The organism is Bradyrhizobium sp. 142, assembly GCF_023074015.1.
Lineage (GTDB): Bacteria > Pseudomonadota > Alphaproteobacteria > Rhizobiales > Xanthobacteraceae > Bradyrhizobium.
Genome location: NZ_JADPKQ010000307.1, coordinates 73,099 through 99,804, shown reverse-complemented (window position 1 = coordinate 99,804; position 26,706 = coordinate 73,099). Strand labels below are relative to the sequence as shown.

Below are 26,706 nucleotides of genomic sequence, written 5' to 3'. Positions count from 1 at the left end.
AACATCCTATTGGCAGAGCGTCGCGAATGAAATGCCCGCGGTTAAGACAATCTTAATCATCGTTAACAGGATCGCGCCCTAACGCCTTAGCAACAAATGAAATTCTCCACCGAACTCGGCTGATTGCGGCGACTTTTCGTCAATAAACCGGCGGAATTGCGTAAAACGGTCCAAACATTTCGTTAACCATTTCCATGCTTGGGTGGGCGGAACCTTGCCGCCGGACCGGCGGAATGTCGCGCGATGCCGGGGCCTGCGCCATGACGCCTGATCTGCAACGGATGGAATGGATGCCCTCGCCCCCGCTTGCGCCCGTCGACAGCCCGCTCGACCTCGACCACCTCTCGCGCATGACTCTCGGCGATGCCGAGCTGGAACAGGAAGTGCTGGCGATGTTCGCCGAACAGACGATCCGGCTGGTCGCGGCGATGGCGGCGATGCCTGCCGAGGCCGGGGCACTCGCGCACAAGCTCAAGGGCTCGGCGCGCGGAATTGGCGCCTTTGCCGTGGCGGATGCCGCCGCCAGCCTGGAGACCGCGATCCGGACCGGCCACAGCCGGCCCGATGCTTTCGCCGCGCTGAAGGAGGCGGTGGCCGAGGTCCGCGCCGCGATCGAGGCGATCTTGAAGCACTAGAGGCTTCTCCGTTCCGATTGAATCGGAACGGGGCTCTAGATTCTCGTTTTGACGCGTTTTCTTCACGCGAACCGGGGTCCACTTCGCTAGAAAACGCTCTAGGCCGGCGCCCGCAGGATGCGGCTGCCTTGCGCACCTAGTCTTTTGTTTTGACGCGTTTTCTTCACGCGGATCGGCATCCACTTCGCATCAAAACGCTATGGCGCCGGGCTGATCGACCCGTTATAGGACAGCCCGGACCCTCCTTTATTCCCTAGATCGCGGCAGCACGAGCACACATGGCCAAAATTCACTTTGTCGATCACAAGGGCGAAACCCGTACGGTGGACGTCGAGAACGGCGCGACTGTGATGGAAGCCGCCATCCGCAACAGCGTTCCCGGCATCGAGGCCGAATGCGGCGGCGCGTGCGCCTGCGCCACCTGCCATGTCTATGTCGACGAAGCCTGGCGCGAGAAGGTCGGCAGTCCGACGCCGATGGAAGAGGACATGCTCGACTTCGGCTTCGACGTGCGCCCGAATTCGCGCCTGTCTTGCCAGATCAAGGTGTCCGACGAGCTCGATGGCCTCGTGGTGGCGACACCGGAACGCCAGGCCTGAGCATTCCTCTGTTCTATGCGGCAGGCGGGACGACTTCGATGCCCCGCTTGTGCCAGGGCTTCAGCTTGGCGATGATCTCCGCAGTGAGCGGTGCCGGACGACGCGTCGTCTCGTCGAGCATGACGCCGACCGACGTTGCCGACGCGATGCATTTTCCTTCAGAGAAAACGACCTGCTCGAAGGTGACCGAGGTTCGTCCCAGCTTCACGACGCCAAGGCCGAGCTCGATCGTATTGGGCCAGCGCAGCTCGGCGCGAAAATGCATGTCGAGACGCACCATGATCCAGGCCAGGCCCGGCGGCGTCAGCCCATATTGCGGGCTCTTCATCAAGGTGACGCGGCCGGTCTCGAAATAGGTGGCGTAGACCGCGTTGTTGACGTGCTGGTTGGGGTCGAGATCGCCGAAGCGGACATTGTCACCGAGGCGATAGGGGAAGTCCTCCAGGCGCGGTGTCGTATCGAGGCGGCTTGGTGCGTTCACCGGTTGATCTCCGTCATATCCTTCCTCGTTACATCCCAGTTATTTTGACCCGGCAAGTGGGCGCGGCTGCGGGGCGCTCCCGCTTTTATGCCTTCCCTGATCCATCCCCGTTGGCTAGACAGGCAGGGTTCCTCTGCCCGCTGGGCGCCGTCCCACCGACAACGATCGATAAAGAGACGACATGAGCGACGCGATCAAAACCGATGTGCTGATTATTGGTGCCGGCCCCTGCGGCCTGTTCGCCGCCTTCGAGCTTGGCCTTCTCGACATGAAGACGCATTTCGTCGACATCCTCGACAAGATCGGCGGCCAGTGCGCCGAGCTCTATCCGGAAAAGCCGATCTACGACATTCCCGGCATTCCGCATGTCTCCGGCCAGGGTCTCACGGATGCGCTGATGGAGCAGATCAAGCCGTTCCATCCGACCTTCCATCTCGGCGAGATGGTGGAGACGGTGGAGAAGATCGGCGATCCCTTGTTTCGCTGCACCACCGACGCCGGCAAGGTGTTCGAGTGCAAGGTGCTGGTGATCGCGGCCGGCGGCGGCTCGTTCCAGCCTAAGCGCCCGCCGGTGCCGGGGATCGAAGCCTATGAAGGCACCTCGGTGCATTACGCCGTGCGCAAGATGGAGACGTTCCGCGACAAAGACGTGCTGATCGTCGGCGGCGGCGATTCCGCGCTCGACTGGACGCTCAATTTGTATCCGCTCGCCAAGCGCATCACGCTTTTGCACCGGCGCGACGAATTTCGCGCGGCGCCTCACAGCGTCGAGCAGATGCGCGCGCTGGTGGCTGACGGCAAGATGGATCTCAGGCTCGGCCAGGTCACCGCGCTGGCCGGTAGCGACGGCAAGCTCACCGGCGCGACCATCAAGGGCAACGACAACAGCATCACCGAGATCGCCTGCGACACCCTGCTGCCGTTCTTCGGGCTGACCATGAAGCTCGGACCGGTCGCGAACTGGGGCATTGCGCTGGAGAACAATCTGGTGCCGGTCGAAACATCCGCGTTCGAGACCAACGTGCCCGGCATCTTCGCGATCGGCGACATCAACACCTATCCCGGCAAGATCAAGCTTATCCTGTGCGGCTTCCACGAGGGCGCGCTGATGTCGCAAAAAGCCCATCGTTACGTCTATCCGGATAAGCGGCTGGTGTTCCAGTACACGACTTCGTCCTCCAGCCTGCAAAAGAAGCTTGGCGTCAATTGATGGCGGCGGGCGGGGAGGCGACGCCCCATGTTTCTGGTGCTGGAACCGTTCGCGAAATCGCCGTAGTCTGCGGCCACTCAAGTCGCGGGCTAGCAAGGTGATCATAATGCTGAATCTCTTTCCCGGCCTTCGGCTGCTCTCGCTCCTGGCGCTCGCGCTGTCGCTCGGCGCGGTGAGCCCAGCTGCGGCGCAGACCCAGCCGACTGCTGCAGGCCTTTGGCAAAAGGTCGAAGATGGCAAGACGGTGGGATGGTTCCTGTTCGTCGATCACAACGGCATCTTCGAGGGCGTGATCGCAAAGACCTTTCCGCGTCCCGGCGACGATCCGAACGAGGTCTGCGCGAAATGCACGGACGATCGCAAGAACGCGCCGGTGCTCGGCCTCTCTTTTATCCGCGACATGAAGCGCGATGGATTGAAGTATGAGGGCGGCAACGTGCTCAATCCGCGCGACGGCCAGATCTGGAAGGCCAACATGAAGGTCAGCCCGGACGGGCAGACGCTGACCATGCGCGGTTTTCTCGGGATCTCCCTGTTCGGCAAGGACGAGACCTGGACCCGCCTGCCGGACGCCAACATCGCGCAGGTCGACCCCGCCATCGTCGCCAAATACCTGCCCGCTCAGGCCGCCGCGCCCAAACCGCCACCGGCACCCGCGGCGAAAAAGGGCGGCGCGATGATGGCGCCGCCGAAGCAGTAGGGCGCCGCCGACCGCTGTTATGGTGGGTGGCAGCCGTAGCCGCAGCCTCTCATTCCCCGCGACCCGGCTACGCCGGGGTTGAGGTCCAGGGGCGCCGAAGCTTTAGCGAAGGGGGCAGGCGGGAAACCAGTACGGCGCGGCTTCTCTGTATCCTCTTCGCCTTCTCTGGAATACTGGATCGCCCGATCAGGGTCGGGCGATGACAGCGAGTGTGTGGCTCATGCCGCACTTTCGCTCCAGTAGTTCCCCGGAATGCGCGCTGGCGCCGGATTTGCATAGCTGTCGGCAAAGCTGCTGGGGGATGAGTCGCCGTCTCCACGCCTGCCGCACACCGTGCGGACGGCGGACGGCAGCGTTTACCCCCGCAGCGATGATTGCGATCCGCGGGAGACGACATGAGATTTGCAAGACCGTGTGCGGCGGCACTGCTGGGGCTGGCGACGCTGCTGGCGACGTCCGCGCTTGCGCGAGACGACGGGCGCTACGCCACCTCGCCGTTAAAACCCTGGTTTGAGAGCCTGCATAGCGAATACGGGCAATGCTGCTCGGATGCCGACGGCTATGTCGTGGCCGACGTCGACTGGGAGTCCGATCGTGGGCGCTATCGCGTGCAGCTCGACGGCGAATGGGTCATCGTGCCCGACGGCGCGGTCATCACGGAGCCGAACAAGATCGGCCGCACCATGGTGTGGAAGCACTATATCGACGGCCACCCGCGCGTGCGCTGCTTCATGCCGGGCAGCATGACGTAGAGATGAGCGTCATTCCGGGTCGCGCCTGGCGCGCCCCGGAATGACAGGAGTGCTTAGTGCGCCTCGCTAACGCGCTTGCAGCTCCTCGAGCTGGGATTTCGCCGTCGCGGCCGCCTTGGGAAAGCGCAAGCTCATTGTCGTGCCGCAGCCGGGCGCGGACGAGATGATCAGTTCGCCGCGATGGGCAACCATGATCTCGCGGACGATCGACAGGCCAAGTCCAGAGCCATCGCTCGTCGAGTTACCGGTCTGAAAGGGCTCGAGCAGCGTGTGCTCGGTGCCTTCGGGCAGGCCCGCGCCGTCATCGTAGATCGAGATGCTGCCGGGGCCGAGTGTGGCGACGATGCGCCGCGCACCGTGGGCGTGGATGAGTGCGTTGCCGACGAGATTGGCGAGCGCACTGCGAACGGCGGCGTCCACGCCCTGCACCAGGAACGGACCTTTCCCGGCATGCTCCAGTGCAAGCTCGATGCCGGCGTCCAGCGCCGAGGGACTGAAATCGGCCAGCACATCCAGCGCTATGTCGGCAAGGTCAATCGGCCGCTTCTCGATCGCGTGATTTTGCAATCGCGCCAGGTCGAGCATGGCCGAGACGAGCGAAGTGAGACGGCGGACGTCTCGCACCAGCTCGACCTTCAGGGCTGGATCAGGCACATCCTCGATTTTCGCGCGCAGCAGCGTCAACGGCGTGCGGAGCTGATGGGCGGCATTGCCAAGAAAGCGGCGCTGCATCCTGATGTAGGCGTCGATCTCGCCGAAGGCGCGGTTCAGCGCCTCGACGAGGGGCTTCAGCTCAAAGGGCACTCCGGACAGGGATATCGAACCTTGCTGGGCCGATGGATCAATCGCGAGCGCGCGACGTGGGACCCGTTCGATACCCCGTGAGACGAAACGTGCGGCCAGGGCCGAGCCGATGGCGACGGTCACCGCAAAGGCCAGCGCCACCAGCGCGATCGAAAATGCATTGCGGAAGAGAAGGTTTCTCGCGATCCGGCCGAACCGGACCTGATGCTGGCCGACCATCATTGCGAGTTGCAACGAATCTCGTTGCACGACGGCAAGGCAGAAGGTGCTCGTCTGGTCGAGCGTGTCGAAGACGGAAGAGCCGACGAGCCCATGATAGGGGAACGCGAAGGGAAGGGCAGGGCGGCGTTCGCTGCCGTACTCGCCGACCAGGTTGCCCTACCAGAGGTTCGGGCTGTCCGCTTTCAATTCCTCGAGGGCGCTGGTCGAACGGATGGTCAGATTTTTCCCCTCGATCACTGCGGCACGAAAGCATGATCAGGAGATGGTCGTCACGGCGGCGCCGAGCGACAGCGCAAACGTTCGGGCGATCGACGTCATCGAGGTTTTGCCAGCCGCAGGATGTAACCGATGCCTCGCATGCTGCGGATCTCCACGTCGCCGCCGAGTTCGGCCAATTTCTTCCTCAAGCGCGAGACCTGCGCTTCCAGCGTGTTGGATTCGATCTCGTCGTCGAAGCCGTAGATTTCCTCGATCAGTGCGGCGCGGGTGAGGACGCGGTCGCGCCGCATCAACAGCGCCCCGAGGATCAGCGCCTCGCGCCGCCGCAGAAGCACCTTGGTGTCGGCGACGACCGCCTCGTTGCTGCCGAGATGCAGCTCGACATTACCGAGCGACAGCACCGAGGGTGCGAGCAGCCGCGGCCGCCGCAATACGGCGCGCACCCGCGCAATCAGTTCCTGCGGCTCGAACGGCTTTCCGAGATAGTCGTCGGCACCCCCGTTGAGTCCATCGACGACATCCTCCGTGCCGTCGTTGGACGTCAGCATGATGATCGCCGGGCGTTCCGGCGATCGGCTCAGCGCCGTGACCACCTGGGCAGCATCCGGTCGACGATCGCGAGATCATATTTGAAGTTGTCCAGCGCCTGACGGGCATCGGCGATCGAGCCGACGAGGTCGACGACGCCGTGCAATTGCTCGAGCAGACGGCTGAGATAGGCGCCGATCTGCGGTTCGTCTTCGATCACGAGGGAGCGCACGCGGGTGGTCCTTGACTCTGCTGGGGCAATCGAACCCTGACCGTGACGCTCCCTGGCCGAATTCTCTGGCGTTTCGGCTCGTGCGCAGGGTTCCGTTTAAGGCAGCGAGCTTGGCGAATAAAAGGCAACAACGAAGCGGCCGACCGACACGGGCGATCAAAGTCTGGAGTGTCAGCGCGTCTCGGCAATGTTCGGGCAATGTTGGTCCGGCGGCGCCGGCGGGGAATGTATCGGGGGCGGCGCTTGCGCCCTGCAATCTTGGGGCAATTTTGCCGGACGACATGCTGTGGCTCCAACCACACCAGTCGACTCGGCCACAAAGGCCGGTCCGGGGCCCCTAATGAAATATTTTGACGAAGCCGCTCTCCATCTCGCGGTGAATGAGCGGCGGACGACCGCCTTCCTTGCCGTACTGGCTGCAATCCTGGCGATCCCTCACTCTGCGTCGGCGCAGACTGCGTTCACCCCGAGCCCTCCGTTCGACGTACCGATGCTGCCTTCGCCCTCGGGCAACTGGACCGTCATGGTCGGCATCGGCGGGCGTGACGCGCGAGCGATGAAGTGGGGAAAGAAGTCGACCGCGCCAATGTTTCCGGACGGTTTCGCGGGTGCTGTCGCGTGTCTTCGCGTCGGTCGCGCCTACGCTTCGTATCGAGACTCTCGCACCACGGCATCCGCGCGGCGCCGCAAGTCCGGATTGAGCGCAAGCCCGAGACCGGGGGCACGCGGTGCTGACACGATGCCGTTGGTCACTGTCGGAAGCGCTGTGACGAGATCGCGATACCAGGTCGACAACGTCGCGCGCACGACCTCCTGGAAGATCGCGGTGGGCGCATGCAGCGCCAGATGCAGACCCGCCATCAGCGCGACCGGGCCGGTGCAATCGTGCGGGGCAAGCGGCTTGTTGTAGGCTTCGGCGAGGGCGGCAATCTTGCGCGCCTCGCTCAAGCCGCCACACCAGGCGATGTCGAGCATCACGACGTCAATGGCGTCGGCCGCGAGCAGATTGCGGAAGCTTGCTGCGCCCGCCAGCGTTTCGCTGCCGCAGATCGGCGTTTTCACGCGTCGCCTGAGGTCGGCGAGGCCCTGCACATCATCCATCTTGCCGAGGGGATCCTCGACCCAGAACACGCCGTAATCCTCAAGCGCGCGGCAGATGCGCTCGGCGGTCTGCGCGCCCCACAGGCTGTGCAGTTCGCACATGATCTCGATGCGCTCGCCAACGGCGGCGCGGATCTTGCGGAACGGTTCGAGACCGGTCTTGAGGTCGGTCAGCGAAATCGAATGGCCGCCATTGGCGGCAAAGGGGTCGAACGGCCAGATCTTCATGGCGCCATAGCCTTCGCTCAAAAGGCTTTCGGCGAGCGCTCCGGCGTCGCGCATGAAGGCGATCTGGTCGTCATAGGGGCCGAGCGCGGCATCGTCCGCGCCGATCTCGCGGCGCTTGGCGCTCCTGGTATTGTAGGCGTAGCCGGCGCAGGTGTTGTAGGCGCGGATTTCGAGTCGGCTCGCGCCGCCGAGCGCCTCGTGCACGGGAATGCCGTGACGCTGGCCCTTGATGTCCCATAGCGCGATGTCGATGGCGCTGGCGGCGCGCACCTCGGCGCTGACGCTGTGGAAGCCGAGATAGGGCGTCAGCAACTGGCGCGAGATCGCCTCGATCCGGCGGGAGTCCTGGCCGAGCACCAGCGGCGCCGCGAGCTCATGCACGGCGGCCTCAACGGCCTGAGCGCCGCGAAAGCTTTCGCCAAGGCCGGTCAGTCCTTCGTCGGTCTCGACCTCGACCCAGATCAGGTTCGGCCGCTCGTCGATGCGGATCGTGCGAAGAGTCGTGATGCCGGACATTGAACGTCCTCTTGGCGTTTTTGCCGGCGCGTGATCGCTCTCAGGTCACCGGCGCCGGATTGAACAGCGTGAGGTCGTTGTGGATGCCCCAGCGATCTGACCATGGCTTTGTGCGGCCGCTGGCGACATCGAGGATCAGGCGGAACAGGTCCCAGCCGGTTTCCTCGATGGTTCTCTCGCCGGTGGCGATGCGGCCGGCGTCGAAATCGATCAGGTCCTTCCAGCGCCGCGCGAGCTCGCTGCGGGTCGCGACCTTGATGACCGGCGCGGCGGCAAGACCGTAAGGTGTGCCGCGGCCGGTGGTGAAAACCTGCAGCGTCATGCCGGAGGCGAGCTGGAGCGTACCGCAGATGAAGTCGCTGGCTGGCGTGGCTGCAAACAGCATGCCCTTCTGCGTCGCTTTCTCGCCGGGCGAGAGCACGCCGGTGATGGCGCTCGAGCCGGATTTGACAATCGAGCCCAGTGATTTTTCGACGATGTTGGCAAGCCCGCCCTTCTTGTTGCCGGGCGTGGTGTTGGCGCTGCGATCGGCGCCGCCGCGGGCGAGATAAGAATCATACCAGGCCATCTCGCGCACCAGCGCGCGGCCGACGTCCTCGTTGATGGCGCGTCGCGTGAGCAGCTGGATGGCGTCGCGCACTTCCGTCACTTCCGAGAACATCACGGTGGCGCCGGCACGCACCAGAAGGTCCGCGGCGAAGCCGACGGCGGGGTTCGCGGTGACACCGGAGAAGGCGTCGCTGCCGCCGCATTGCAGGCCGATGACGAGGTCGGAGGCCGGGCAGGTCTCGCGGGCGCGCCTGTTGAGGATTTTCAGGCGTGCCTCGGCCTGGGTCATGATCGCATCCACGATCGCGCCAAAACCATCGAACGCTTCGTCCTGCATCCGCACGATGGCGTCGCTGACGCCTTCCGGCACCAGCCGCTCCGGCGCAAGCTTTTCACAGCCAAGGCTGATGACCAGGATCTCGCCGCCGAAATTCGGGTTGAGCGCGATGTTTTGCAGCGTGCGGATCGGAATCACTGCGTCGGGCGCGGTGATGGCGACCCCGCAGCCATAGGCATGGGTCAGCGGCACGACGTCGTCGACGTTCGGGTATTTCGGCAACAGTTCGGCGCGGATGCGCTTCACCGCATATTCCATCGTGCCCTTGACGCATTGCACGGAGGAGGAGATGCCGAGGATGTTCTTGGTGCCGACCGAGCCGTCCGCATTGCGGAAGCCCTCGAAGGTGAACCCTTCGAGCGGCGGCAGCGGCGCGGGGACGGCGGTCGAGATTTCGAGCTTGTCGAGATCGGGGGCCTCCGGCATGCGGATGCGGGCCTCGTCGACCCATTCGCCTGCCGATATCGGCGAGAGCGCGTAGCCGATCACCTCGCCATAGCGCACGATCGGCTGGTCCCGTGCGATATCGACCAGCGCCGTCTTGTGCCCCTGCGGCACGAACGCGCGCAGCACCAGCCCGCAGGCAAAGCGGGAGCCGGCGGGCAGCCCGAAATCATTGACGACGATCGCGACATTGTCGCGCTCGTTGAGCTTGATGTAGCGGGGCTGCTCTTTCGCTGCGACTGACTGGTCCATGCGCTTTCCTCAAGAACGGAAGAAGCCGTATTCGAGATCACCTCTCCCCAGCGGGGAGAGGTCGAATTGCGGAGCAATTCGGGTGAGGGGGCTCAGGTCCACCAAGCCGCGTAACCCCTCACCCGGATCGCATATGCGATCCGACCTCTCCCAAAGGGAGAGGTGGGCAGCATCGTCGTGGCAAGGACGCCGGCACTATCAGCCCGGATAGGTATAGGCGGTCTTCACCGTGGTGTAGAACTCGCGCGCATAGGAGCCCTGCTCGCGGGCGCCATAGCTCGATCCCTTCCGGCCGCCAAACGGCACGTGATAGTCAACGCCGGCGGTCGGCAGATTGACCATCACCATGCCGGACTCGCTGTTGCGCTTGTAATGCGAGGCGTATTTCAGGCTGGTGGTGCAGATGCCGGAGGCGAGGCCGAACTCGGTGTCGTTGGAGATCGCGAGCGCCTCTTCGTAGTTCTTGGCGCGAATGACCGTCGCCACCGGCCCGAAGATTTCCTCGCGCGCGATACGCATGTTGTTGTTGGCTTCAGTGAACAGCGCCGGCTGCAGGTAGAAGCCGGGCGTCTCACGGTTGAGCAGCTCGCCGCCCCAGGCAAGCTTGGCGCCCTCGTCCTGGCCGATCTTGATATAGCGCAGGTCCTGGTCGAGCTGGCTCTGATCGACCACCGGGCCGATATGCACGCCGGCCTTGAGTGCGTCGTCCACTGACAGGCCTTTGAGGCGCTCGGTCATCGCCGCGACGAAACGATCGTGAATGCCTTCGGTGACGATCAGGCGGGAGGAGGCGGTGCAGCGCTGTCCCGTGGAGAAATAGGCGCCGTTGACGGCGACCTCGACGGCGGTCTTGAGGTCGGCGTCGTCGAGCACGACCAGCGGATTTTTGCCGCCCATCTCGAGTTGGAATTTCTTCATCGGGTTCGACAGCACGCAGGCCTGCGCGATCTTGCGGCCCGTTTGCACCGAGCCGGTGAAGGAGATCGCCGCAACATCCGGGTGCTCGATCAGGGTCTGGCCGACCACCGAGCCGGAGCCGACTACCAGGTTGAACACGCCGGCGGGAATGCCGGAGCGGGTGATGATCTCGGACAGCGCATGCCCCGAGCCCGGCACCAGCTCGGCCGGCTTGAACACCAACGTGTTGCCGTAGCAGAGCGCGGGCGCGATCTTCCAGGCCGGGATCGCGATTGGAAAATTCCAGGGCGTGATCATGCCGACGATGCCCACCGGCTCACGCGTGAGCTCGACGTCGAGCCCGGGACGGACGGAGGCGCCTTTTTCGCCGGTCAGGCGCAGCGCCTCGCCGGCAAAGAACGCAAAGATCTGGCCGGCACGTCCGACCTCGCCGATGCCTTCCGGCAGGGTCTTGCCTTCCTCGCGGGCAAGCAGGCGGCCGAGCTCTTCCTTGCGGGCGAGGATCTCGGTCGAGATCTTGATCAGCGCGTCATAGCGCTCCTGCGGCGTCGAGCGCGCCCAGGCGGGGAAGGCGGCCTTGGCGGCGGCAATCGCCTTTTCGGTCTGGGCCTTGTCGGCCTTGGCGTATTCGCCGACGATGTCCTTGGTGTTAGAGGGATTGATATTCCTGGTGACGCCGGAGCCGTCGACCCATTCGCCGCCGATGAAGTTTTTCAGGATCGCAGTCATCTCTCGTCCTCCAAAAGTTTCACTTCCAGTTTGGACATGATCCTCAGCGGAAAGCCGGTATCCGCTTGTCCGGGATCACGCTCTAGCGCACGAGGCAGGGACGCTTGTCGTCAAAGGTCCAGCCGGGGATCAGGTCCTGCATGGCAATAGCGTCATCACGGGCGCCAAGTCCATGCTGCTTGTAGAGGCTATGCGCGGCTTCGATGGCTGCCCGGTCAATTTCGATGCCCAGGCCCGGCCGTTCCGGCACGGCGATCTTGCCGCCCTTGATCTGGAGCGCCTCCTTGGTGAGGGCCTGGCCGTCCTGCCAGATCCAGTGGGTGTCGATCGCGGTGACCTTGCCGGGGGCGGCGGCGCCGACATGGGTGAACATGGCGAGCGAAATGTCGAAATGGTTGTTGGAGTGCGAGCCCCAGGTCAGGCCGTTGTCGCGGCAAGTCTGGGCAACGCGCACCGAGCCTTGCATGGTCCAGAAGTGGGGATCCGCCAGCGGAATGTCCACCGCGCCGAGGCGCAAGGCGTGCGAGAGCTGCCGCCAATCGGTCGCGATCATATTGGTCGCGGTCGGCAGGCCCGTGGCGCGGCGGAACTCGGCCATGATCTCGCGGCCGGAAAAGCCGGCCTCGGCGCCGCAGGGGTCCTCGGCATAGGCGAGAATGCCGTGCATGTCCTTGCAGAGCCGGATCGCTTCATCGAGCGACCAGGCGCCGTTCGGGTCCAACGTGACGCGCGCGTTCGGGAAGCGTCTCGCGATGGCGGTGACGACCTCGATCTCCTGCTCGCCGCGCAGCACGCCGCCCTTCAGCTTGAAGTCGGCAAAGCCGTAATGGTCGTGGGTGGCTTCCGCGAGCCGCACCACGGTCTCCGGCGTCATCGCCTCCTGATGGCGAAGGTTGAACCATTCCGGCTTGCCGGTCTCGCCCGCGACGTAGTCCAGCTTGCTCTTGCGGTGGTCGCCGACGAAGAAGAGATAACCGAGCGTCTCGACGCTGGTGCGCTGCTGACCCTCGCCGAGCAGGGCGGCGACGGGCAGGTTGAGATGCTGGCCGAGCAGGTCGAGCAGCGCGGACTCGATCGCGGTGACCGCATGGATCATGACGCGCAGGTCGAACGTCTGCTTGCCGCGGCCGGCGGCATCGCGGTCGGCGAAGGCGGTGCGGACGTCGGCGAGGATGTTGTTGAACGCACCGACGGTCTTGCCGATCACCAGATCGCGCGCGTCCTGGAGCGTCTGCCAGATCTTTTGCCCGCCCGGCACCTCGCCGACGCCGGTGTGACCGGCATTGTCGGTGAGGATGACGATGTTGCGGGTGAAGAACGGCGCATGGGCGCCGCTTAAGTTGAGGAGCATGCTGTCGCGGCCCGCGACCGGGATCACCTGCATCGCGGTCACGATCGGTGCGCCGGCGACTGACGCGCCGGATATTCCGTTCTGGACCATCGGCTGCTCCTCCCTTGTGTCTGTCGTTATTCTGCGGCCTGTTGTGTCGAAGCGATGGCGGGCAGATTTTTCACCAGCGCGGTCAGTTCCGCGATCTCCTGCTCGGTGAGGTCGGTCAGGGGCGGGCGGACCGGGCCGGAGTCGCGGCCGATCACCTTCATGCCGGCCTTGATGATCGAGACCGCGTAACCCTTCTTGCGGTTGCGGATCGCGATCAGCGGCAGGATGAAATCCTTCAGCCCGGCATGGATCGCCGCGTGATCGCGCTTGCGCACGGCGGCGTAGAAACTGGTCGCGAACTCCGGAACGAAGTTGAACACGGCCGAGGAATAGGTCGTCACGCCCATGTCGAGATAGGGCAGTGCGAAGGTCTCAGCGGTCGGCAGGCCGCCGATATAGGTGAGGCGATCGCCGAGCTTGGTGTAGACGCGAGTCATCAGTTCGATGTCGCCGATGCCGTCCTTGTAGCCGACGAGATTCGGGCAACGCTCGGCGAGGCGCGCCAGCGTATCGGGCTGGAGGATGGCGTTGTCGCGGTTGTAGACGATGACGCCGATCTTCACCGAAGCGCAGACCGCTTCGACATGGGCGGCAAGGCCCTCCTGCTCGGAATGGGTGAGATAGGGCGGCAGCAGCAAGAGGCCGTCGGCGCCGGCCTTTTCGGCGCCGATCGCGATCTCGCGCGCGGTCGCGGTGCCGTAACCGGTGCCGGCGAGAACGGGCACGCGGCCCTTGGTCTCGTCGACGGCAATCTTGACGACTTGCGGAACCTCTGCCGGCGTCAGCGAGAAGAACTCACCGGTGCCGCCGGCGGCGAACAGACCGGCGACGTCATAGCCGCACAGCCAATCCATGTTGGCGCGATAGGTGGCCTCGTCAAAGGAGTAGTCCGCCTTGAACGGCGTAACGGGAAAGGACAGGAGGCCGGAACCGATCTTCTGGGCCATTTCCTGCGGGGTCATCTTGCTCATGGGCGCTGCTCCCTTCTCTGGTGTTGTCGAGGACGCAGCTGAAAGCCACGCGTCCATGCGCCGTTGTTTAGGAGACCGTTCGATGCGCGTCCAAGCCAAAGCCTATATTGACCAATGCGGATTCAGCATCAATCTTCCATCGCCTCCGCCGAGGACAATTCGCTCGCGATCTTCACCAGCGCCGAGACCAGCGGATTTTCGTCGTCACGGCGCCAGACCATGAACAATTCGACCGGAATGCGCGTGCGTAGCTTGAGCGGCCGCAGGCGCACGTCGGAGATTTTGAGGCTGGCAGCCGCAGCCGGCACGATCGCGAGGCCGAGCCCGGCGCGGACCATGGCCAGGATCGAGTGGATCTGGCTGAGATGCTGGACATAGCGCGGCAGGATGTCGGCACGGGTGAAGAGTGCGACCAGCAGGTCGTGAAAGTAGCGGCTTTCATAGGGCGAATACATCACGAAGGGCTGGCCGTCGAAATCCTTGATCGTGATGCTTTCGGCATTCGCCAGCGGATGCTTTTTCGGGACTGCCGCGAGCAGGGGCTCGGCGACGACGCGGCGGCTGGCAATTTCGGGGCGCGCGATCGGCGGACGCAACAGGCCGGCATCGATCTGGCCCGAACTCAGCGCCTCGAACTGGTCGCCCGACACCATCTCTTTCAGCGAGAAGTCGACCTCGGGCAGTTTGGCGCGGCAGGCGGCGACGAGCTCCGGCAGAAAGCCGTAGGCGGCCGCCGCGGTGAATCCGATCTTCACCGATCCGGTCTTGCCGAGCGCGATGCGGCGGGCGACCTGGGAGGCGCTTTCCGCAAGCTTCAGGATGCGCCGCGCTTCCGGTAGGAAGCTGCGGCCGGCGGGCGTTAGCCGCACCGAGCGGCTGGTGCGTTCGAGCAGAGGCGCATCGATGATGTGTTCGAGCACCTGGATCTGCCGCGACAGCGGCGGCTGGGTCATGTTCAGCCGCGCCGCGGCGCGGCCGAAATGCAGTTCCTCCGCGACCGTGACGAAGCAGCGGAGCTGGTTGAGGTCGAACATTGATACATGCCTTGGATGGATAAGGCGTTTCCCTGGCACTTCTAGCATCGATCTTCCCCGAAACAAAGACGGCGGCTGTTTAGGCCGCCGTTGAGTTGCCTGGTCCGCTCCGATTGCCCGGAGCGCTCAGGAGGAACGTTTGAGCACCACCCGCTCGATCTTGCCTACGACCACGAGATAGGCGAACGCGGCGACCAGCGCGTTGGCGCCGACGAACAGCAATGCGCCATTGAACGAGCCGGTCGCGGCCAGGATGTAGCCGATGACGATCGGGGTCGTGATCGAGGAGAGATTGCCGAAGGTGTTGAACAGGCCGCCGGAGACGCCGCCGGCTTCCTTGGGCGAAGTGTCGGAGACCACGGCCCAGCCGAGTGCGCCGATGCCCTTGCCGAAGAAGGCGAGCGCCATGAAGCCGACCACAAGCGCCTGGCCGTCGACATAGTTGCAGGCGATGATCGACATCGACAGCAGCATGCCGCCGACGATCGGGATCTTCCGCGCCAGCGTCAGCGAGCCCGTCTTGCGCAGGATGGCGTCGGAGATGACGCCGCCGAGAACGCCGCCGATGAAGCCGCACAGCGCCGGCAAGGTGGCGACGAAGCCGGCTTGCAGGATCGACAGGCCGCGCTCCTTGACGAGGTAGACCGGGAACCAGGTCAGGAAGAAATAGGTCAGCGTGTTGATGCAGTACTGGCCGAGATAGACGCCGAGCATCATGCGGTTGGAGAGAAGCTGGCGGATGTGGCTCCACCCCGGACCTGAACTCGGCGCGCGTTCGTCGCGGGGCGCATCGAGATCGACCAGCGCGCCGCCTTCCTTGATGTAGTCGAACTCGGCGTCATTGATTCCCGGATGCTCCTTCGGCCCGTAGATGGTCTTGACCCAGACCAGGCCCATCACGACGCCGAGCGCGCCCATCACGAAGAACACGTAGCGCCAGCCATAGGCATGGGCGATCCAGCCCATCAACGGCGCGAAGATCACGGTGGCGAAATACTGTCCGGAATTGAAGAAGGCGGACGCGGTGCCGCGCTCGTTGCCGGGAAACCAGGCCGCGACGATGCGGGCGTTGGCCGGGAAAGAGGGCGCTTCGGCGATGCCGACCAGGAAGCGGAGCGCGAACAGCACGACGATCGCTGTGCCGGTGCTGAAGAAGCCGACCCAGCCCTGTAGCATGGTGAACAGCGACCAGACGATGATGGAGAAGGCATAGACGAGGCGCGAGCCGTAGCGGTCGAGCAGCCAGCCGCCCGGCACCTGCGCGATCACATAGGACCAGCCGAAGGCCGAGAAGATGTAGCCCATGGCGACGGGATCGAGATGGAGTTCCTTGGAGAGCGCGGGACCCGCGATTGAGAGCGTGGCGCGGTCGGCATAGTTGACGGTCGTGACCAGGAACAACATGGTCACGATGAGCAGCCTGACGCGAGACCTCCTCACGTCCGCTGCGGACACAATTGCGCTCATCATGCGCCTCCCTAGAATTCGAAATGTTTCCTCAAGACGACTCCTAGAGGCGCGCGCGGCAAAGTGTCCAAGTTGAAGGGGGTATCGATCGATGCCGTTTTTGAATTGATGGAACGGCAGGTCGCGGGGAACGAAGCGTGGGGCGTGGGACTTGCGACGTGATCGCCAGGCACTCCGCTGTCATTCCCCGCGAAAGCGGGGAATCCAGTACGCCGCGGCGCCTCGATTCAGTCACGCCTGTCACGGAGTACTGGATCGCCCGCCTTCGCGGACGATGACAGCGCGCGTGTGGAGGATGCGAAGTCCAATCTCGTCATTGCGAGCGAAGCGAAGCAATCCAGAATCTTTCCGCGGAGAGACTCTGGATCGCTTCGCTGCGCTCGCAATGACGGTGTGGCGAGGCTCGCTCGCGTTGCTACTGCTGCGCGCTCGGCAGCAGCTGCGGCAACAGTCCGCGGGTCACGCCGGGCGGCACCGCATCGAGCCCGAGCACGGCGCTCGCGGCCGGCAGCGTGGCGTCCGCCATCGCGGCGTGGCCTTCGGCGCTTGGATGCACGGCGCCGCCATAGACGGCGGAAAGCACGCCCCAGGTCGCGTCGTGGATGTCGGTCGGCTGGCTCGCCGCCGGCAAGCCTTGCGGATAGGTCATCGCTGCAAAATAGCTGTCGTTGGCGTCGCGGATCCAGCGCGCCCGCGGCAGGTAGGCGCGATATTCGGAGGCGCTGCGGCCGCACAGCATCGGCTGGCTCGCGGCGCTCACGATGTCCGGATTGAAGCTCTGGCCGTTCTCGGCAAAGCAGGTGCGGTCGAATTCGGGATCGTTGCCGGAATGGGCGCAGAAGCCGTGATCGGCGAAGGCCGCCTGATGCGTGTCGACGAACGTCATGCGGTCGGCTTCGGGATCGCGGCACAGCGCGCCGCGGGTGCAGGCGGCGAGGCCATTCAGCTGCGGCAGGAATTCGGTGTCGACGAAAGTCGAGACGCGGGCGAGGCGCTGCGGGTCGGCGTTGAAGGCCGGATGGATGTCGAAGCCGGCGCGGCCGCCGCGGCAAGGCACGCCGCCATCTGCGAGGGCCGGATTGGCATAGGAGACGTAGACGACGTGCGAGAGGTCGCCGCCGACGAGCGGCTTCAGCGCCTCGCGCAGCTTGACGAAATTCTGCGGCAGCTCGCGCGCCAGCGCATCACGGGAATCGTCGACGCTTGCCATCACGCCGGAGCGGCGGAACAGCGCCCGCTCCGTCGCAGTATCGACGATGACGTCGGCGACGAGTCCGGAGAAGTAGACGTCATTGGCGCCGATCGAGAGCAGCACGAGATCGAGCGTGCGGTCCGGCTGGCGCTTCTTGGCGGCGGTGAGCGCTTCGCGCAGCTCGGAGACCTGCGCACTCACGCTGGTCTGGCAGGTGCCGTTCTTGCTGGGCGGGCATTCGCGGGCACGCTGCGAACCGAGCAGACCATCGCTGATGCTGGCGCCGGTGCAGGCGAGCGGCAGGTAGGTCACCGCGACGTGGGTGTAGCGCAGCGCGAGCGCGAGCGCCGTGCGGGTCTGATAGCTGTAGAGCGAACGGTGGCAGGGAGAATTGAACCAGAGCGCGCTGTAGCGCTGCCAGTTGGCGAGCGTATCCGGCGCCTCGCAGGCCCGCCCGCCCTTGAAGCCGGCACGGCTTGGCCGATAGTACTGCGCGCCGGCGGTGCCGAGATAGGAGCGGAAGCAGAAGCCCTCGTCGGACAGCGCCAGCGGGCGGTCCGGATTGCCTTCGCCCGAGGCGATGCTGTCGCCGAGGCCGGCGACGAAGATGTCGCGGACCTGGATCTCGGTCTGGACACGTTGGGTCGGATCGGAGCCAGAGGAGACGTCGACGCTCGCCACGGTCTGTTTGCCGTAGCGAACGCGCAGGTTGACCGGTTCGGCGCAGTCGAAGGTCGAGGCTTGCGGCCCATCGCCGTCATCGAACGACCAGGCGCAGGTGGCCCCGACCGGCACCGCGCCGGTCAGGCGCACGGTGACGGGGTGGTCGACCGGGGTGAGGTAGTTCTCTTTGACGTCGTCGCGGGTGCAGGGCTGGTTGACCCGGCCCTGGAGGTCGATGCAGAGCCGGTTGACCATGTTGCGGGCCCAGCCGCGCCCCTCGCTTTGAAGCTCCAGCGACTGCTCGGCGGCGAGGATGCTGCGGTTGCGCGCGTTCTCGACATGGAGCAGGAAATCGCGCTCCTCGCGGAACAGCCGGAAACGGTTGCGCACCTCCCAAGATATCTGCAGGGCGCCGATCTGCAGGACGCCTCGGTCCTGCGCAGCCGCGGGTTCGGGCAGCCAAGCGATGAGAATTCCGGCAAGCAGCAACGCGCCTGCGGAGAGGGTACGGAGGGATACAGGTATCATGGCCCGCGTCTTCAACGGCAAAGTTGAGGCGGAAATAAGAGAGGAACGGCTCTCCGCCTGCACATTGGTCTGACGGCTTTGCGAGTCGCCGTCCAGCGGCTTAGCGTTTGGCCTGCCGTAGCGACCGCTCGCGCTCCATCGCTGCCACCTGTTTCGGCAAATTGGCCTGCGTGCAGGCCTCCGCCAGCCGTCGGCGTTCCTGCCAGGGCTCCACGACGTTCATCCAGAGTTCGCGCGCGCCCATGATGGAGATTGCGAGACCGAACGGGATCACGAAATAGAGGATGCGGAACACCAAAAGCGTCGCCAGCAACTGCTCGCGGCCGAATTCGGGCAGCGCCACCAGCATGGCGGCGTCGAATACGCCGATCGAGCCCGGAGCATGGCTGGCAAAACCGAGCAGCGTGGCCAGGATGAACACCACAGCGAGGGACAGGAAATCGATCTGAGGATCGGCCGGCACCAGAAGGTACATCGCCAGTGCGCAGAAGCCGAGATCGACAACGCCGATCAGGATCTGCACCAGCGTCAGCGGCGCCGACGGCAGTACTACTTTCCAGCCCTTCTGGCCGAGCTCGCGGCGCTTCTCGCCCATGCAGAGCCAGACCAGATAGGCGCTGATCGAGGCGAGGCCGCCGAGCGCGATCAGCCGGTTGGTCCACAACGGGAGCTGATCCATGTAGGAGGCGGCACCCGGATGGATGGCCATGCCGATCGAGAGCACGAAGATGTTACCGAGCCAGAAGGTCAAGCCGGAGAGGAAGCAGATTTTTGCGACGTCGATCGCGTTCAGCCCATAGTCCGAATAGATCCGGAAACGGATCGCGCCACCGGTGAACATCGTTGCGCCGATATTGTGGCCGATCGAATAGGACGTGAAGCTGGAGAGCGCTGCAATGCGATAGGGCACGTGTTTCTTGCCGATCGTTCGCAGTGCAAAAAAGTCGTAGAAGGTCAGCGTGCAGAACGCAAAAAGCACGCAGATCGCGGCCAGCCCGATATTGCCGCGGGGAATCTCGGTTAACGCCGTCAGGATGAAGCCGGTATCGATGCCCTTGAGGGTCCGCACAAGGGTCGTGATCGCGAAGGCAATGATGAAGACGCTCGCGGCAATGCCGAGCCGTCGCCAGCCAATCCATCTCTTGAAGCCGCGTTTCAGCGCGGGCAGCGGTCCGTGCATTCATCCTCCCGGCGGTGGCAAGTCCGACCCGTCAAGTATTGGCCGGTCGGCACGATCATTGCCAAAGGTGGGCGTCGATCGCTAGGCGTCCTCTAGCTCATTAAGCCAAAAACCGCGACTTGTGCAGTCCTTGACAAGGATAGGTTCTGAGTTGGACGGCCGCGTTTGTCACATCTGGTACACATTGGCGGCGCGTTAAGCATTGAGTCGCGGTGGCCGGCTCAGATCACGCCCTGCACCAATCTGGCGTCAAATCGTGGCGCCGCCATTGTTCCAGCGCAAAGCGATACAGGCTTTTTTCGGAACATCGTCGGGGCGTGCTGGTTAGCGCCGGATCAGCAAGCGAACATGGCAGGATGCGGCTCCGTGAATGGGCCGCACCGTCCTGTTCCGGAACGTGCGAGGATTGGAACGATGGGACTGTTCACAAAAGACATCAAGACCATGAACGACCTATTCGTGCATCAGCTGCAGGACATCTACTACACCGAGCAGCAGCTCACCAAAGCGCTGCCGAAAATGGCCGATAAGGCCAGCGATCCGCAGTTGAAGCAGGGCTTTTTGACGCACCTCGATGAAACCAAGCAGCACATCAAGCGTCTCGAGGAAGTGTTCAAGATGCACGGTGTGCAAGTGCGGGCGGTCGCTTGCCCGGCGATCGACGGCATCATCGAGGAGGCCAACGATACCGCGGGCGAAGTCGCCGACAAGGCGGTGCTCGACGCCGCGCTCATCAACGCCGCGCAGGCCGCCGAGCACTACGAGATCGTGCGCTACGGCAGCCTGATCGCCTGGGCCAAGCAGCTCGGCCGCAACGACTGCGCCAGCGTGCTCGCCAAGACGCTCGAGGAAGAGAAGGCGACCGACAAGAAGCTCACCTCGCTTGCCGAAAGCAAGGTGAACCTGCGCGCGGCCAGCTAGCGAGAGTATAGCCAAGACAGCGCCGCGCGGCCGACGCGCGGCGTTTTCCTTTTCTATTGGCATTCATCCTTCGGCCGTTCTCGAAGCATGGTGTGCGCCGGAGGCGTATGTTTTCGCATGGGACTGCGATCGAGGTGCAGCATGCGAGCCGATACATTCAAATTCGAAGCCTTCGACGACTCCAAAGGCGCCCCGCGCACGACGCGTCTTGCGACGTCTCTCACATTGGCCGCCATGAGCCTCGGTTATGGGGTGGTCCAGCTCGACGTCACCATCGTCAACACCGCGCTCGACGCCATGGGCAAGACGCTTGGCGGCGGTGTTGCCGAGCTGCAATGGGTTGTCAGCGCCTACACCATTGCCTTCGCGGCCTTCATCTTGACGGCAGGCGCGCTCGGCGACCGCATCGGTGTCAAGCGCGTTTTCATGGCGGGATTTGCGATCTTCACCGCGGCCTCGCTGGCTTGCGCGCTGTCGCCCAATGCTGTCGTGCTGATCGGCGCACGGCTCGTCCAGGGCCTGGCGGCGGCGATCCTGGTGCCGAATTCGCTGGCGTTGCTCAATCATGCCTATCCGGAGGACCGACAGCGCGGCCGCGCCGTGGCGATCTGGGCCGCCGGTGCGAGCCTGGCGCTGACCGCAGGTCCCTTCGTCGGCGGCGGCCTGATCACGCTGGTCGGATGGCGCTCAATCTTCCTGGTCAACTTGCCGATCGGGCTCGCCGGCCTGTGGCTGACCTGGCGCTATGCGACTGAGACCACGGCTTCACGCACGCGCGAGATCGATCTATTCGGCCAGTGTGCCGCGATCGGCGCGCTCGGAGCACTCGCCGGCGCGATCATCGAGGGCGGCGCGCTCGGCTGGGGCCATCCGGCCGTGATCTCGGCGTTCGCCGCCGCGGCCATTCTCGCAGTCCTGTTCGTATGGCAGGAAAGCCGCACGGCGCAGCCGATGCTGCCGCTGTCGCTGTTCAATCATCGGATGTTCGCGCTGACCTCGCTTGTAGGCCTGCTCGTGAACGTCGCAATCTACGGTCTGATCTTCGTGCTCAGCCTCTATTTCCAGAGGATCAACGGGCTGTCGGCCTGGGGGACCGGGCTCGCCTTCGTGCCGATGATGGCCGTGGTGCTGCCGGTCAATCTGCTGGCGCCACGCCTGGCCGAGCGGATCGGCCCGTGCCCGACTATCGTCGTCGGCGCTTGCATCTCGGCGCTCGGCTGCCTCGGCCTGCTCTGGATCGGCGCCGGCACGAGCTATTGGGCGATCTGCGCGCAGATGATCGCGATCAGCGGCGGGCTTGGGTTGCTGGTACCGCCTCTGACCTCGACATTGCTGGGCAGCGTCGAGAAGGCCCGCTCCGGCATCGCCGCAGGCGTGCTGAACGCGACCCGGCAGACCGGCAGCGTGCTCGGCGTCGCGCTGTTCGGTTCGCTGATCGCAGGCGAAGGCGCGTTCATGGAAGGCTTGCATCTGTCACTCGCCATTTCGGCAGTGGTCCTGCTGCTGGCCTCCGCCGCGATCGGCTTCGGCGCACAGGCGCGAGAATAAACAACGTGAGCAAACGCACACATCGTCTGTTCACCATTTCCGGAACCGGCTCGTAGCCGGTTACCGACTATCCATCTCTGCCGGCTCTCTAGTGCAGGTCCAACAGGGACCGGCAATGTATCAAGTTCTTTACTGTCTCACGGACCAGCATGACTGGAGCCTGGTCGCGCTTGGCGGCGCGGTGTGCCTGCTCGCCAGCGCCGCGGCGATCAGCCTGTTTCACCGGGCCCGCGCGACGCAGGGGCCGGGCCGCCTGGCCTGGATCATGCTCGACTCGGCCGTCAGCGGATGCGGCATCTGGGCGACGCATTTCATCGCGATGCTGGCCTACGGGCCGGGGGCCGACGGTGCCTACAACATTCCGGTGACGATCCTGTCGCTGATCTTCGCGATCTCCGTGACCTTTGTGGGATTGAGCGTCGCAGTGTCCTCCGCGCGAACGCCATGGATCGTTCTCGGTGGCGCCATCGTCGGCGGCGGCGTCGCGGCAATGCATTACACCGGCATGGCGGCGCTGGAGATTCCTGCCCGCGTGAGCTGGGTCGGAGGTGCGGTTACGGCCTCGGTCCTGTTAGGCATCGTGTTTGCGGCGCTGGCGCTGTTCATCGCCGCGCGGCGCGACGATCTTTCCCATGCGCTGACCGCGACTGCCCTGCTGACGCTCGCCATCGTCGCGCATCATTTCACCGCGATGGGCGCGGTAGCGCTGACGCCGGACCCGACGCTCGCGATCAGCGCGATGTCGATTGCGCCGGCCTCGCTGTCCGTCCTCACGGCCAGCGCGGCGGTCGCAATCATCGCGATTGCGCTCGCCGCTGCGCTGCTGGACCGCCGCGCCAAGGGTCAATTGGGACGGCAGCAGATCGTGCTGGACTCGGCACTCGAGAATATGTCGCAGGGACTGTGCATGTTCGATGCCGACGGCAAGATCGTCCTGTTCAACGAGCGCTACGCCGCGATGCTCGGCCGCACCGGCATTCCGCTTGCCGGCCGGTTGCTCGTCGACGTGCTGCGGGAAGAGCAGGCCAGGGGCCAACGGCAGGGCGATGCGGGCGAATTCTTCGCGCGCCTCGTCGCCGACGCACGCGAGGGCCGCACCACGACCGACGTCGTGACCAGGTTCGGCCGCTCCATCCGTGTCGTCAACCAGCCGATGCAGGGCGGCGGCTGGGTCGCGACCTTCGAGGACATCACCGAATGGCTGGAGGCGCAGGCGAAGATTTCGCACATGGCGCGCCATGACGCGCTGACCAATTTGCCGAACCGTGTGTTATTCCACGAACAACTCGAGCAAGGCTTGCGCCGGGCGGGATCGAATGACCAGCTCGCGATGCTCTGCCTCGATCTCGACCACTTCAAGGACATCAACGATTCGCTCGGCCATCCCATCGGCGACGCGCTGCTCAAAGAAGTCGGCCGCAGGCTGAAGGCCACTGTCGGCGAGCACGACACCGTGGCACGGCTCGGCGGTGACGAATTTGCCGTGGTCCAGATTGGCCGCTCGGAAGAAGCTGCTGCGAGGGTCCTTGCCGGCCGCCTCGTCGGAGTCATCTCCGCGCCTTACGAGATCGACGATCATCAGATCGTCATCGGCGTGTCGATCGGCATCTCGCTGTCGCCGCAGGACGGCAGCGATCCGGACGAATTGCTGAAGAATGCCGACCTCGCGCTGTACCGCGCCAAGGCCGACGGCCGCGGCACCTACCGCTTCTTCGAAACCGGCATGGATGCGCGCGCGCAGGCGCGGCGGCTGCTGGAGATGGACTTGCGCGCGGCGTTACAACGCGATGAGTTCCAGGCGTACTACCAGCCGATCCGTGACGTCGCCAGCGGTCGCGTCGTCGCCTTCGAGGCGCTGCTGCGCTGGAACCATCCGCAGCGCGGGCTGATCGCACCCCTCAACTTCATTCCACTGGCCGAGGAGACCGGACTGATCGTCCAACTCGGCGACTTCGTGCTGCGCTCTGCCTGCAACGATGCAGCCACCTGGCCGGACGATGTCGACGTCGCCGTCAACCTGTCCCCGGTGCAGTTCAAGAACCCGAATCTGATCGCATCCGTCACCGAGGCGCTGGCATTGTCGGGGCTCGCGGCGCGCCGCCTCGAGCTCGAGATCACCGAATCCGTTCTGCTCCAGAACAGCGAGGCGACGCTGACCACGCTGCACGAGCTCCGCGCCATGGGCGTGCGGATCTCGCTCGATGATTTCGGCACCGGTTATTCGTCGCTGAGCTATCTGCGCAGCTTCCCCTTCGACAAAATCAAGATCGACCGCTCCTTCGTGTCGGAGCTCGCGACGCGGGAGGATTCCATGGCGATCATCCGTGCCGTGACGGGGCTGGGACGGAGCCTCGGCATCGTCACCACGGCGGAAGGTGTTGAGAACGACGCGCAGCTCGAACTTCTGCGGCGCGAAGGCTGCAACCAGGTGCAGGGCTATCTGTTCAGCAAGCCGCGTCCTGCGTCCGACGTGGCGATCATGCTGGATCGGCCGCGGCTACTCGCGTCGGCGTAAGAGGTTTAGCTGCGGCGCAGGGCGAAATGGGCGCCGCAGAACGCCATCACCGCACCGAGACACAGCGCGGCAAGGCCCGCCAGCACGCCGGACACGGTGGGGATCGGGCTCGGCGCCGAGGCCGCTTGCCCTGCGCCCGCGAGCAGAAGCACCCCGACCGCGATCAGGAATTGCCGCATCCTTTGCGGAATTTGGCCGGAGGCGGCGCTCTGCATCAGTGTCGCCGTGAAATAGCCGCCGGAGAAGCCGACGGTTGCGATCAGCCACCAGGCGATCGCCGCGCCTGCCGGCATGAACTCATGGGTGTCGGAGCGCCAGAGGCCGCCCAGGTCGAGTCCGTAGCGTGCGCCGAGCATGTGCACCGCGAGCGCGAGCAACACGCCGGAAATCACGGCAGCGCCGAGAATCAGCCGGCGCGGAAAAAAGGTCGTCTCAGCCATGCCCCGCTTGTAGGATGGGCAAGGGCGATCGCGCAAGCGGATCGCAGACGGGATTGCGCGGACGGGATCGATCGTGAAGATGCAGCTCTCCGAGGCACGGCCCGCTTCAGCCACGAGCTACGCCTACAAGGCGTCGCTGGTCGGCTCGGCGCATCGCTTCGAGCTGACCGACGAAGGCCTGTCCTGGCATATCGGCAGCCGTTCGGGCGTCTGGCGCTATGACGAGATCAGCGCGATCCGGCTGTCGTTCCGCCCGGTGTCGATGCAGCAGCACCGCTTTCGCGCCGATCTGCGCCACACCGATGGCGGCCGCATCGCGATCCTGTCGACGAGCTGGCAGACCGCCGCGCTGATGGCGCCGCAGGACAACGGCTTTCGCGATTTCATCCTGGAGCTGCATGCGCGAATGGCGAGGGCCGGCAGCCGGGCCGAGTTGACCGCTGGCCTGGGCCGCAAGACCTATGCGGTGGTGCTGGCATTCCTGGCGGCCCTGGCGGTCGCGATGACGGGACTGCTGATCCGCGCGCTGATCATCGGCGAATTCGCGGGCGCGCTGTTCATCATTGGATTTGCCGCGCTGTTCGCCTGGCAGGTCGGCGGCTTCGTGCGGCGCAATCAGCCGCAGAGCTACAGCTTCGATCGCGTGCCCAAGACCTTGTTGCCTTAGAAGGCCTTGCTGTCGTAGGCGCTGCAATCGGCTGCAATTAAACGTGACTTCGCCGCTCCGCACCGGTGTCGCAGGGTGCGCCGATGTCAGCCATAGATCGCAGCAGCCGCGTGCCGACGGCGGACGAGATCGCGGAGATCAACCGGAGGCACCTGATTGAAACACCGTTGTCGCCGGCCGACCTGTTGTTTCTGTTCGGGACCCGCGAGGACGTTGAGCTGCGTGTCGAGACCGCCGCGAGGCTGTGGCGCGAGGGCTATTTCAGCTGGTCGATCGTCAGTGGCGGCGTGACGCCGGGCTCGGAGCAATCCGAGTGCACGATCATCAAGGCGGCGATGGTTGACGCGGGCATTCCCGCGGACCGGATCCTCGAGGAACACCGCGCGATGAACACAGGCGAGAACGTGATCCTCTCATTGCCGATCATCGATGCCGCGCTGGGACTACAGAATGTCCGCAGCGTGATCTGCTTCGGCAACACTTGGACCGCGCGGCGCTACCCGATGACACTGCATCGGCACTGGCCCGAGGTCGAGAAGATGCTGCTTACCGTCGACAGCTTCACGACGCCGCGCGCGCTCTGGCACACCGATGCCGAATTTCGTGGCCGCATCCTGCACGGATGCGACAAGATCGAACCGTACGAGGCGAGGGGCTTTATCGCGGATTGGCCGGAGGCCTGA

Annotated in this window: 24 protein-coding genes; 10 read left to right on the top strand and 14 right to left on the bottom strand. The window is 64.6% G+C overall.

From position 1 onward, the window contains the following. Positions 1 to 260: 260 nt before the first annotated feature. Positions 261 to 635, top strand: a complete 375-nt coding sequence (locus tag IVA82_RS28065; protein ID WP_247384999.1) for an Hpt domain-containing protein — start codon at positions 261 to 263, stop codon at positions 633 to 635. A gap of 278 nt (positions 636 to 913) precedes the next feature. Beyond that, positions 914 to 1,234: a 2Fe-2S iron-sulfur cluster-binding protein gene (locus IVA82_RS28060; protein ID WP_247332540.1), complete on the top strand. Its 321-nt coding sequence runs from the start codon at positions 914 to 916 to the stop codon at positions 1,232 to 1,234. Between the two features lie 13 nt (positions 1,235 to 1,247). On the opposite strand, the gene IVA82_RS28055 is transcribed toward IVA82_RS28060, so the two are convergent. Continuing rightward, positions 1,248 to 1,715, bottom strand: coding sequence for a thioesterase family protein (locus IVA82_RS28055; RefSeq protein ID WP_247384975.1), 468 nt, complete (start codon positions 1,713 to 1,715; stop codon positions 1,248 to 1,250). A gap of 181 nt (positions 1,716 to 1,896) precedes the next feature. Between IVA82_RS28055 and IVA82_RS28050 the strand changes: the two genes are divergently transcribed. From IVA82_RS28050 to IVA82_RS28040, 3 genes are all read left to right on the top strand, one after another. Next, complete coding sequence (locus tag IVA82_RS28050; RefSeq protein ID WP_247384974.1) at positions 1,897 to 2,925, top strand: NAD(P)/FAD-dependent oxidoreductase; 1,029 nt, start codon at positions 1,897 to 1,899, stop codon at positions 2,923 to 2,925. A gap of 106 nt (positions 2,926 to 3,031) precedes the next feature. Further along, complete coding sequence (locus IVA82_RS28045; RefSeq protein ID WP_247384972.1) at positions 3,032 to 3,625, top strand: DUF2147 domain-containing protein; 594 nt, start codon at positions 3,032 to 3,034, stop codon at positions 3,623 to 3,625. Between the two features lie 395 nt (positions 3,626 to 4,020). Further along, entirely contained in the window at positions 4,021 to 4,377 is a 357-nt protein-coding gene (locus tag IVA82_RS28040) for a hypothetical protein (RefSeq protein ID WP_247384970.1), read from the top strand. A 66-nt stretch (positions 4,378 to 4,443) separates the two neighbouring features. Here the strand turns inward: IVA82_RS28040 and IVA82_RS28035 are convergent, their stop codons facing one another. The 12 genes from IVA82_RS28035 to IVA82_RS27980 all read right to left on the bottom strand — a co-directional run bounded on the left by IVA82_RS28035 (position 4,444) and on the right by IVA82_RS27980 (position 19,932). Continuing rightward, on the bottom strand, positions 4,444 to 5,415 hold the full coding sequence (locus IVA82_RS28035; RefSeq protein WP_247384968.1) for a HAMP domain-containing sensor histidine kinase: 972 nt from the start codon (positions 5,413 to 5,415) through the stop codon (positions 4,444 to 4,446). Positions 5,416 to 5,717: 302 nt separating this feature from the next. Beyond that, positions 5,718 to 6,170 carry a response regulator transcription factor gene (locus IVA82_RS28030; protein ID WP_247384966.1) on the bottom strand — a complete coding sequence of 151 codons (453 nt, stop codon included), beginning with the start codon at positions 6,168 to 6,170 and terminating at the stop codon, positions 5,718 to 5,720. Positions 6,171 to 6,199: 29 nt separating this feature from the next. Continuing rightward, complete coding sequence (locus IVA82_RS28025; RefSeq protein WP_247384963.1) at positions 6,200 to 6,382, bottom strand: response regulator; 183 nt, start codon at positions 6,380 to 6,382, stop codon at positions 6,200 to 6,202. 639 nt (positions 6,383 to 7,021) lie between these two features. Beyond that, on the bottom strand, positions 7,022 to 8,227 hold the full coding sequence (locus IVA82_RS28020) for a mandelate racemase/muconate lactonizing enzyme family protein (protein ID WP_247384961.1): 1,206 nt from the start codon (positions 8,225 to 8,227) through the stop codon (positions 7,022 to 7,024). 40 nt (positions 8,228 to 8,267) lie between these two features. After that, a complete protein-coding gene (garD, locus tag IVA82_RS28015; RefSeq protein ID WP_247384959.1) occupies positions 8,268 to 9,809 on the bottom strand; it encodes a galactarate dehydratase in 1,542 nt (513 codons plus the stop codon). 198 nt (positions 9,810 to 10,007) lie between these two features. After that, positions 10,008 to 11,456 carry an aldehyde dehydrogenase family protein gene (locus tag IVA82_RS28010; RefSeq protein ID WP_247384957.1) on the bottom strand — a complete coding sequence of 483 codons (1,449 nt, stop codon included), beginning with the start codon at positions 11,454 to 11,456 and terminating at the stop codon, positions 10,008 to 10,010. An 82-nt stretch (positions 11,457 to 11,538) separates the two neighbouring features. Next, positions 11,539 to 12,897, bottom strand: coding sequence for a glucarate dehydratase (gudD, locus tag IVA82_RS28005; RefSeq protein ID WP_247384955.1), 1,359 nt, complete (start codon positions 12,895 to 12,897; stop codon positions 11,539 to 11,541). 26 nt (positions 12,898 to 12,923) lie between these two features. Beyond that, a complete protein-coding gene (gene kdgD, locus IVA82_RS28000) occupies positions 12,924 to 13,868 on the bottom strand; it encodes a 5-dehydro-4-deoxyglucarate dehydratase (protein ID WP_247384954.1) in 945 nt (314 codons plus the stop codon). 128 nt (positions 13,869 to 13,996) lie between these two features. After that, complete coding sequence (locus tag IVA82_RS27995; RefSeq protein ID WP_247384953.1) at positions 13,997 to 14,902, bottom strand: LysR substrate-binding domain-containing protein; 906 nt, start codon at positions 14,900 to 14,902, stop codon at positions 13,997 to 13,999. Between the two features lie 126 nt (positions 14,903 to 15,028). Next, positions 15,029 to 16,369 (bottom strand): MFS transporter, encoded by a 1,341-nt coding sequence (locus tag IVA82_RS27990; RefSeq protein ID WP_247384952.1) that lies wholly within the window; start codon positions 16,367 to 16,369, stop codon positions 15,029 to 15,031. Between the two features lie 415 nt (positions 16,370 to 16,784). After that, positions 16,785 to 18,752 (bottom strand): hypothetical protein, encoded by a 1,968-nt coding sequence (locus tag IVA82_RS27985; RefSeq protein WP_247384951.1) that lies wholly within the window; start codon positions 18,750 to 18,752, stop codon positions 16,785 to 16,787. 100 nt (positions 18,753 to 18,852) lie between these two features. After that, entirely contained in the window at positions 18,853 to 19,932 is a 1,080-nt protein-coding gene (locus tag IVA82_RS27980; RefSeq protein WP_247384950.1) for a YbhN family protein, read from the bottom strand. 414 nt (positions 19,933 to 20,346) lie between these two features. Between IVA82_RS27980 and IVA82_RS27975 the strand changes: the two genes are divergently transcribed. The 3 genes from IVA82_RS27975 to IVA82_RS27965 all read left to right on the top strand — a co-directional run bounded on the left by IVA82_RS27975 (position 20,347) and on the right by IVA82_RS27965 (position 24,916). Continuing rightward, on the top strand, positions 20,347 to 20,853 hold the full coding sequence (locus IVA82_RS27975) for a ferritin-like domain-containing protein (RefSeq protein ID WP_247384949.1): 507 nt from the start codon (positions 20,347 to 20,349) through the stop codon (positions 20,851 to 20,853). Positions 20,854 to 20,994: 141 nt separating this feature from the next. Beyond that, complete coding sequence (locus IVA82_RS27970) at positions 20,995 to 22,401, top strand: MFS transporter (protein WP_247384948.1); 1,407 nt, start codon at positions 20,995 to 20,997, stop codon at positions 22,399 to 22,401. Between the two features lie 115 nt (positions 22,402 to 22,516). Then, the gene (locus tag IVA82_RS27965; protein WP_247384947.1) at positions 22,517 to 24,916 is read left to right on the top strand and encodes an EAL domain-containing protein; all 2,400 of its coding nucleotides are present in this window, start codon (positions 22,517 to 22,519) and stop codon (positions 24,914 to 24,916) included. 5 nt (positions 24,917 to 24,921) lie between these two features. Here the strand turns inward: IVA82_RS27965 and IVA82_RS27960 are convergent, their stop codons facing one another. After that, complete coding sequence (locus IVA82_RS27960) at positions 24,922 to 25,356, bottom strand: hypothetical protein (protein WP_148743834.1); 435 nt, start codon at positions 25,354 to 25,356, stop codon at positions 24,922 to 24,924. 79 nt (positions 25,357 to 25,435) lie between these two features. Between IVA82_RS27960 and IVA82_RS27955 the strand changes: the two genes are divergently transcribed. Then, positions 25,436 to 26,023 (top strand): hypothetical protein, encoded by a 588-nt coding sequence (locus tag IVA82_RS27955; protein ID WP_247384998.1) that lies wholly within the window; start codon positions 25,436 to 25,438, stop codon positions 26,021 to 26,023. An 83-nt stretch (positions 26,024 to 26,106) separates the two neighbouring features. Beyond that, positions 26,107 to 26,706, top strand: coding sequence for a YdcF family protein (locus IVA82_RS27950; protein WP_247493648.1), 600 nt, complete (start codon positions 26,107 to 26,109; stop codon positions 26,704 to 26,706).

Bases quoted from the DNA above. Each gene is read 5' to 3' on its own strand.
- IVA82_RS28065 (WP_247384999.1), top strand. From the start codon at position 261: ATGACGCCTGATCTGCAACGGATGGAATGGATGCCCTCGCCCCCGCTT.
- IVA82_RS28060 (WP_247332540.1), top strand. From the start codon at position 914: ATGGCCAAAATTCACTTTGTCGATCACAAGGGCGAAACCCGTACGGTG.
- IVA82_RS28050 (WP_247384974.1), top strand. From the start codon at position 1,897: ATGAGCGACGCGATCAAAACCGATGTGCTGATTATTGGTGCCGGCCCC.
- IVA82_RS28045 (WP_247384972.1), top strand. From the start codon at position 3,032: ATGCTGAATCTCTTTCCCGGCCTTCGGCTGCTCTCGCTCCTGGCGCTC.
- IVA82_RS28040 (WP_247384970.1), top strand. From the start codon at position 4,021: ATGAGATTTGCAAGACCGTGTGCGGCGGCACTGCTGGGGCTGGCGACG.
- IVA82_RS28030 (WP_247384966.1), bottom strand. From the start codon at position 6,170: ATGCTGACGTCCAACGACGGCACGGAGGATGTCGTCGATGGACTCAAC.
- IVA82_RS28020 (WP_247384961.1), bottom strand. From the start codon at position 8,227: ATGTCCGGCATCACGACTCTTCGCACGATCCGCATCGACGAGCGGCCG.
- garD (WP_247384959.1), bottom strand. From the start codon at position 9,809: ATGGACCAGTCAGTCGCAGCGAAAGAGCAGCCCCGCTACATCAAGCTC.
- IVA82_RS28010 (WP_247384957.1), bottom strand. From the start codon at position 11,456: ATGACTGCGATCCTGAAAAACTTCATCGGCGGCGAATGGGTCGACGGC.
- gudD (WP_247384955.1), bottom strand. From the start codon at position 12,897: ATGGTCCAGAACGGAATATCCGGCGCGTCAGTCGCCGGCGCACCGATC.
- kdgD (WP_247384954.1), bottom strand. From the start codon at position 13,868: ATGAGCAAGATGACCCCGCAGGAAATGGCCCAGAAGATCGGTTCCGGC.
- IVA82_RS27995 (WP_247384953.1), bottom strand. From the start codon at position 14,902: ATGTTCGACCTCAACCAGCTCCGCTGCTTCGTCACGGTCGCGGAGGAA.
- IVA82_RS27990 (WP_247384952.1), bottom strand. From the start codon at position 16,369: ATGAGCGCAATTGTGTCCGCAGCGGACGTGAGGAGGTCTCGCGTCAGG.
- IVA82_RS27985 (WP_247384951.1), bottom strand. From the start codon at position 18,752: ATGATACCTGTATCCCTCCGTACCCTCTCCGCAGGCGCGTTGCTGCTT.
- IVA82_RS27980 (WP_247384950.1), bottom strand. From the start codon at position 19,932: ATGCACGGACCGCTGCCCGCGCTGAAACGCGGCTTCAAGAGATGGATT.
- IVA82_RS27975 (WP_247384949.1), top strand. From the start codon at position 20,347: ATGGGACTGTTCACAAAAGACATCAAGACCATGAACGACCTATTCGTG.
- IVA82_RS27970 (WP_247384948.1), top strand. From the start codon at position 20,995: ATGCGAGCCGATACATTCAAATTCGAAGCCTTCGACGACTCCAAAGGC.
- IVA82_RS27965 (WP_247384947.1), top strand. From the start codon at position 22,517: ATGTATCAAGTTCTTTACTGTCTCACGGACCAGCATGACTGGAGCCTG.
- IVA82_RS27960 (WP_148743834.1), bottom strand. From the start codon at position 25,356: ATGGCTGAGACGACCTTTTTTCCGCGCCGGCTGATTCTCGGCGCTGCC.
- IVA82_RS27955 (WP_247384998.1), top strand. From the start codon at position 25,436: ATGCAGCTCTCCGAGGCACGGCCCGCTTCAGCCACGAGCTACGCCTAC.
- IVA82_RS27950 (WP_247493648.1), top strand. From the start codon at position 26,107: ATGTCAGCCATAGATCGCAGCAGCCGCGTGCCGACGGCGGACGAGATC.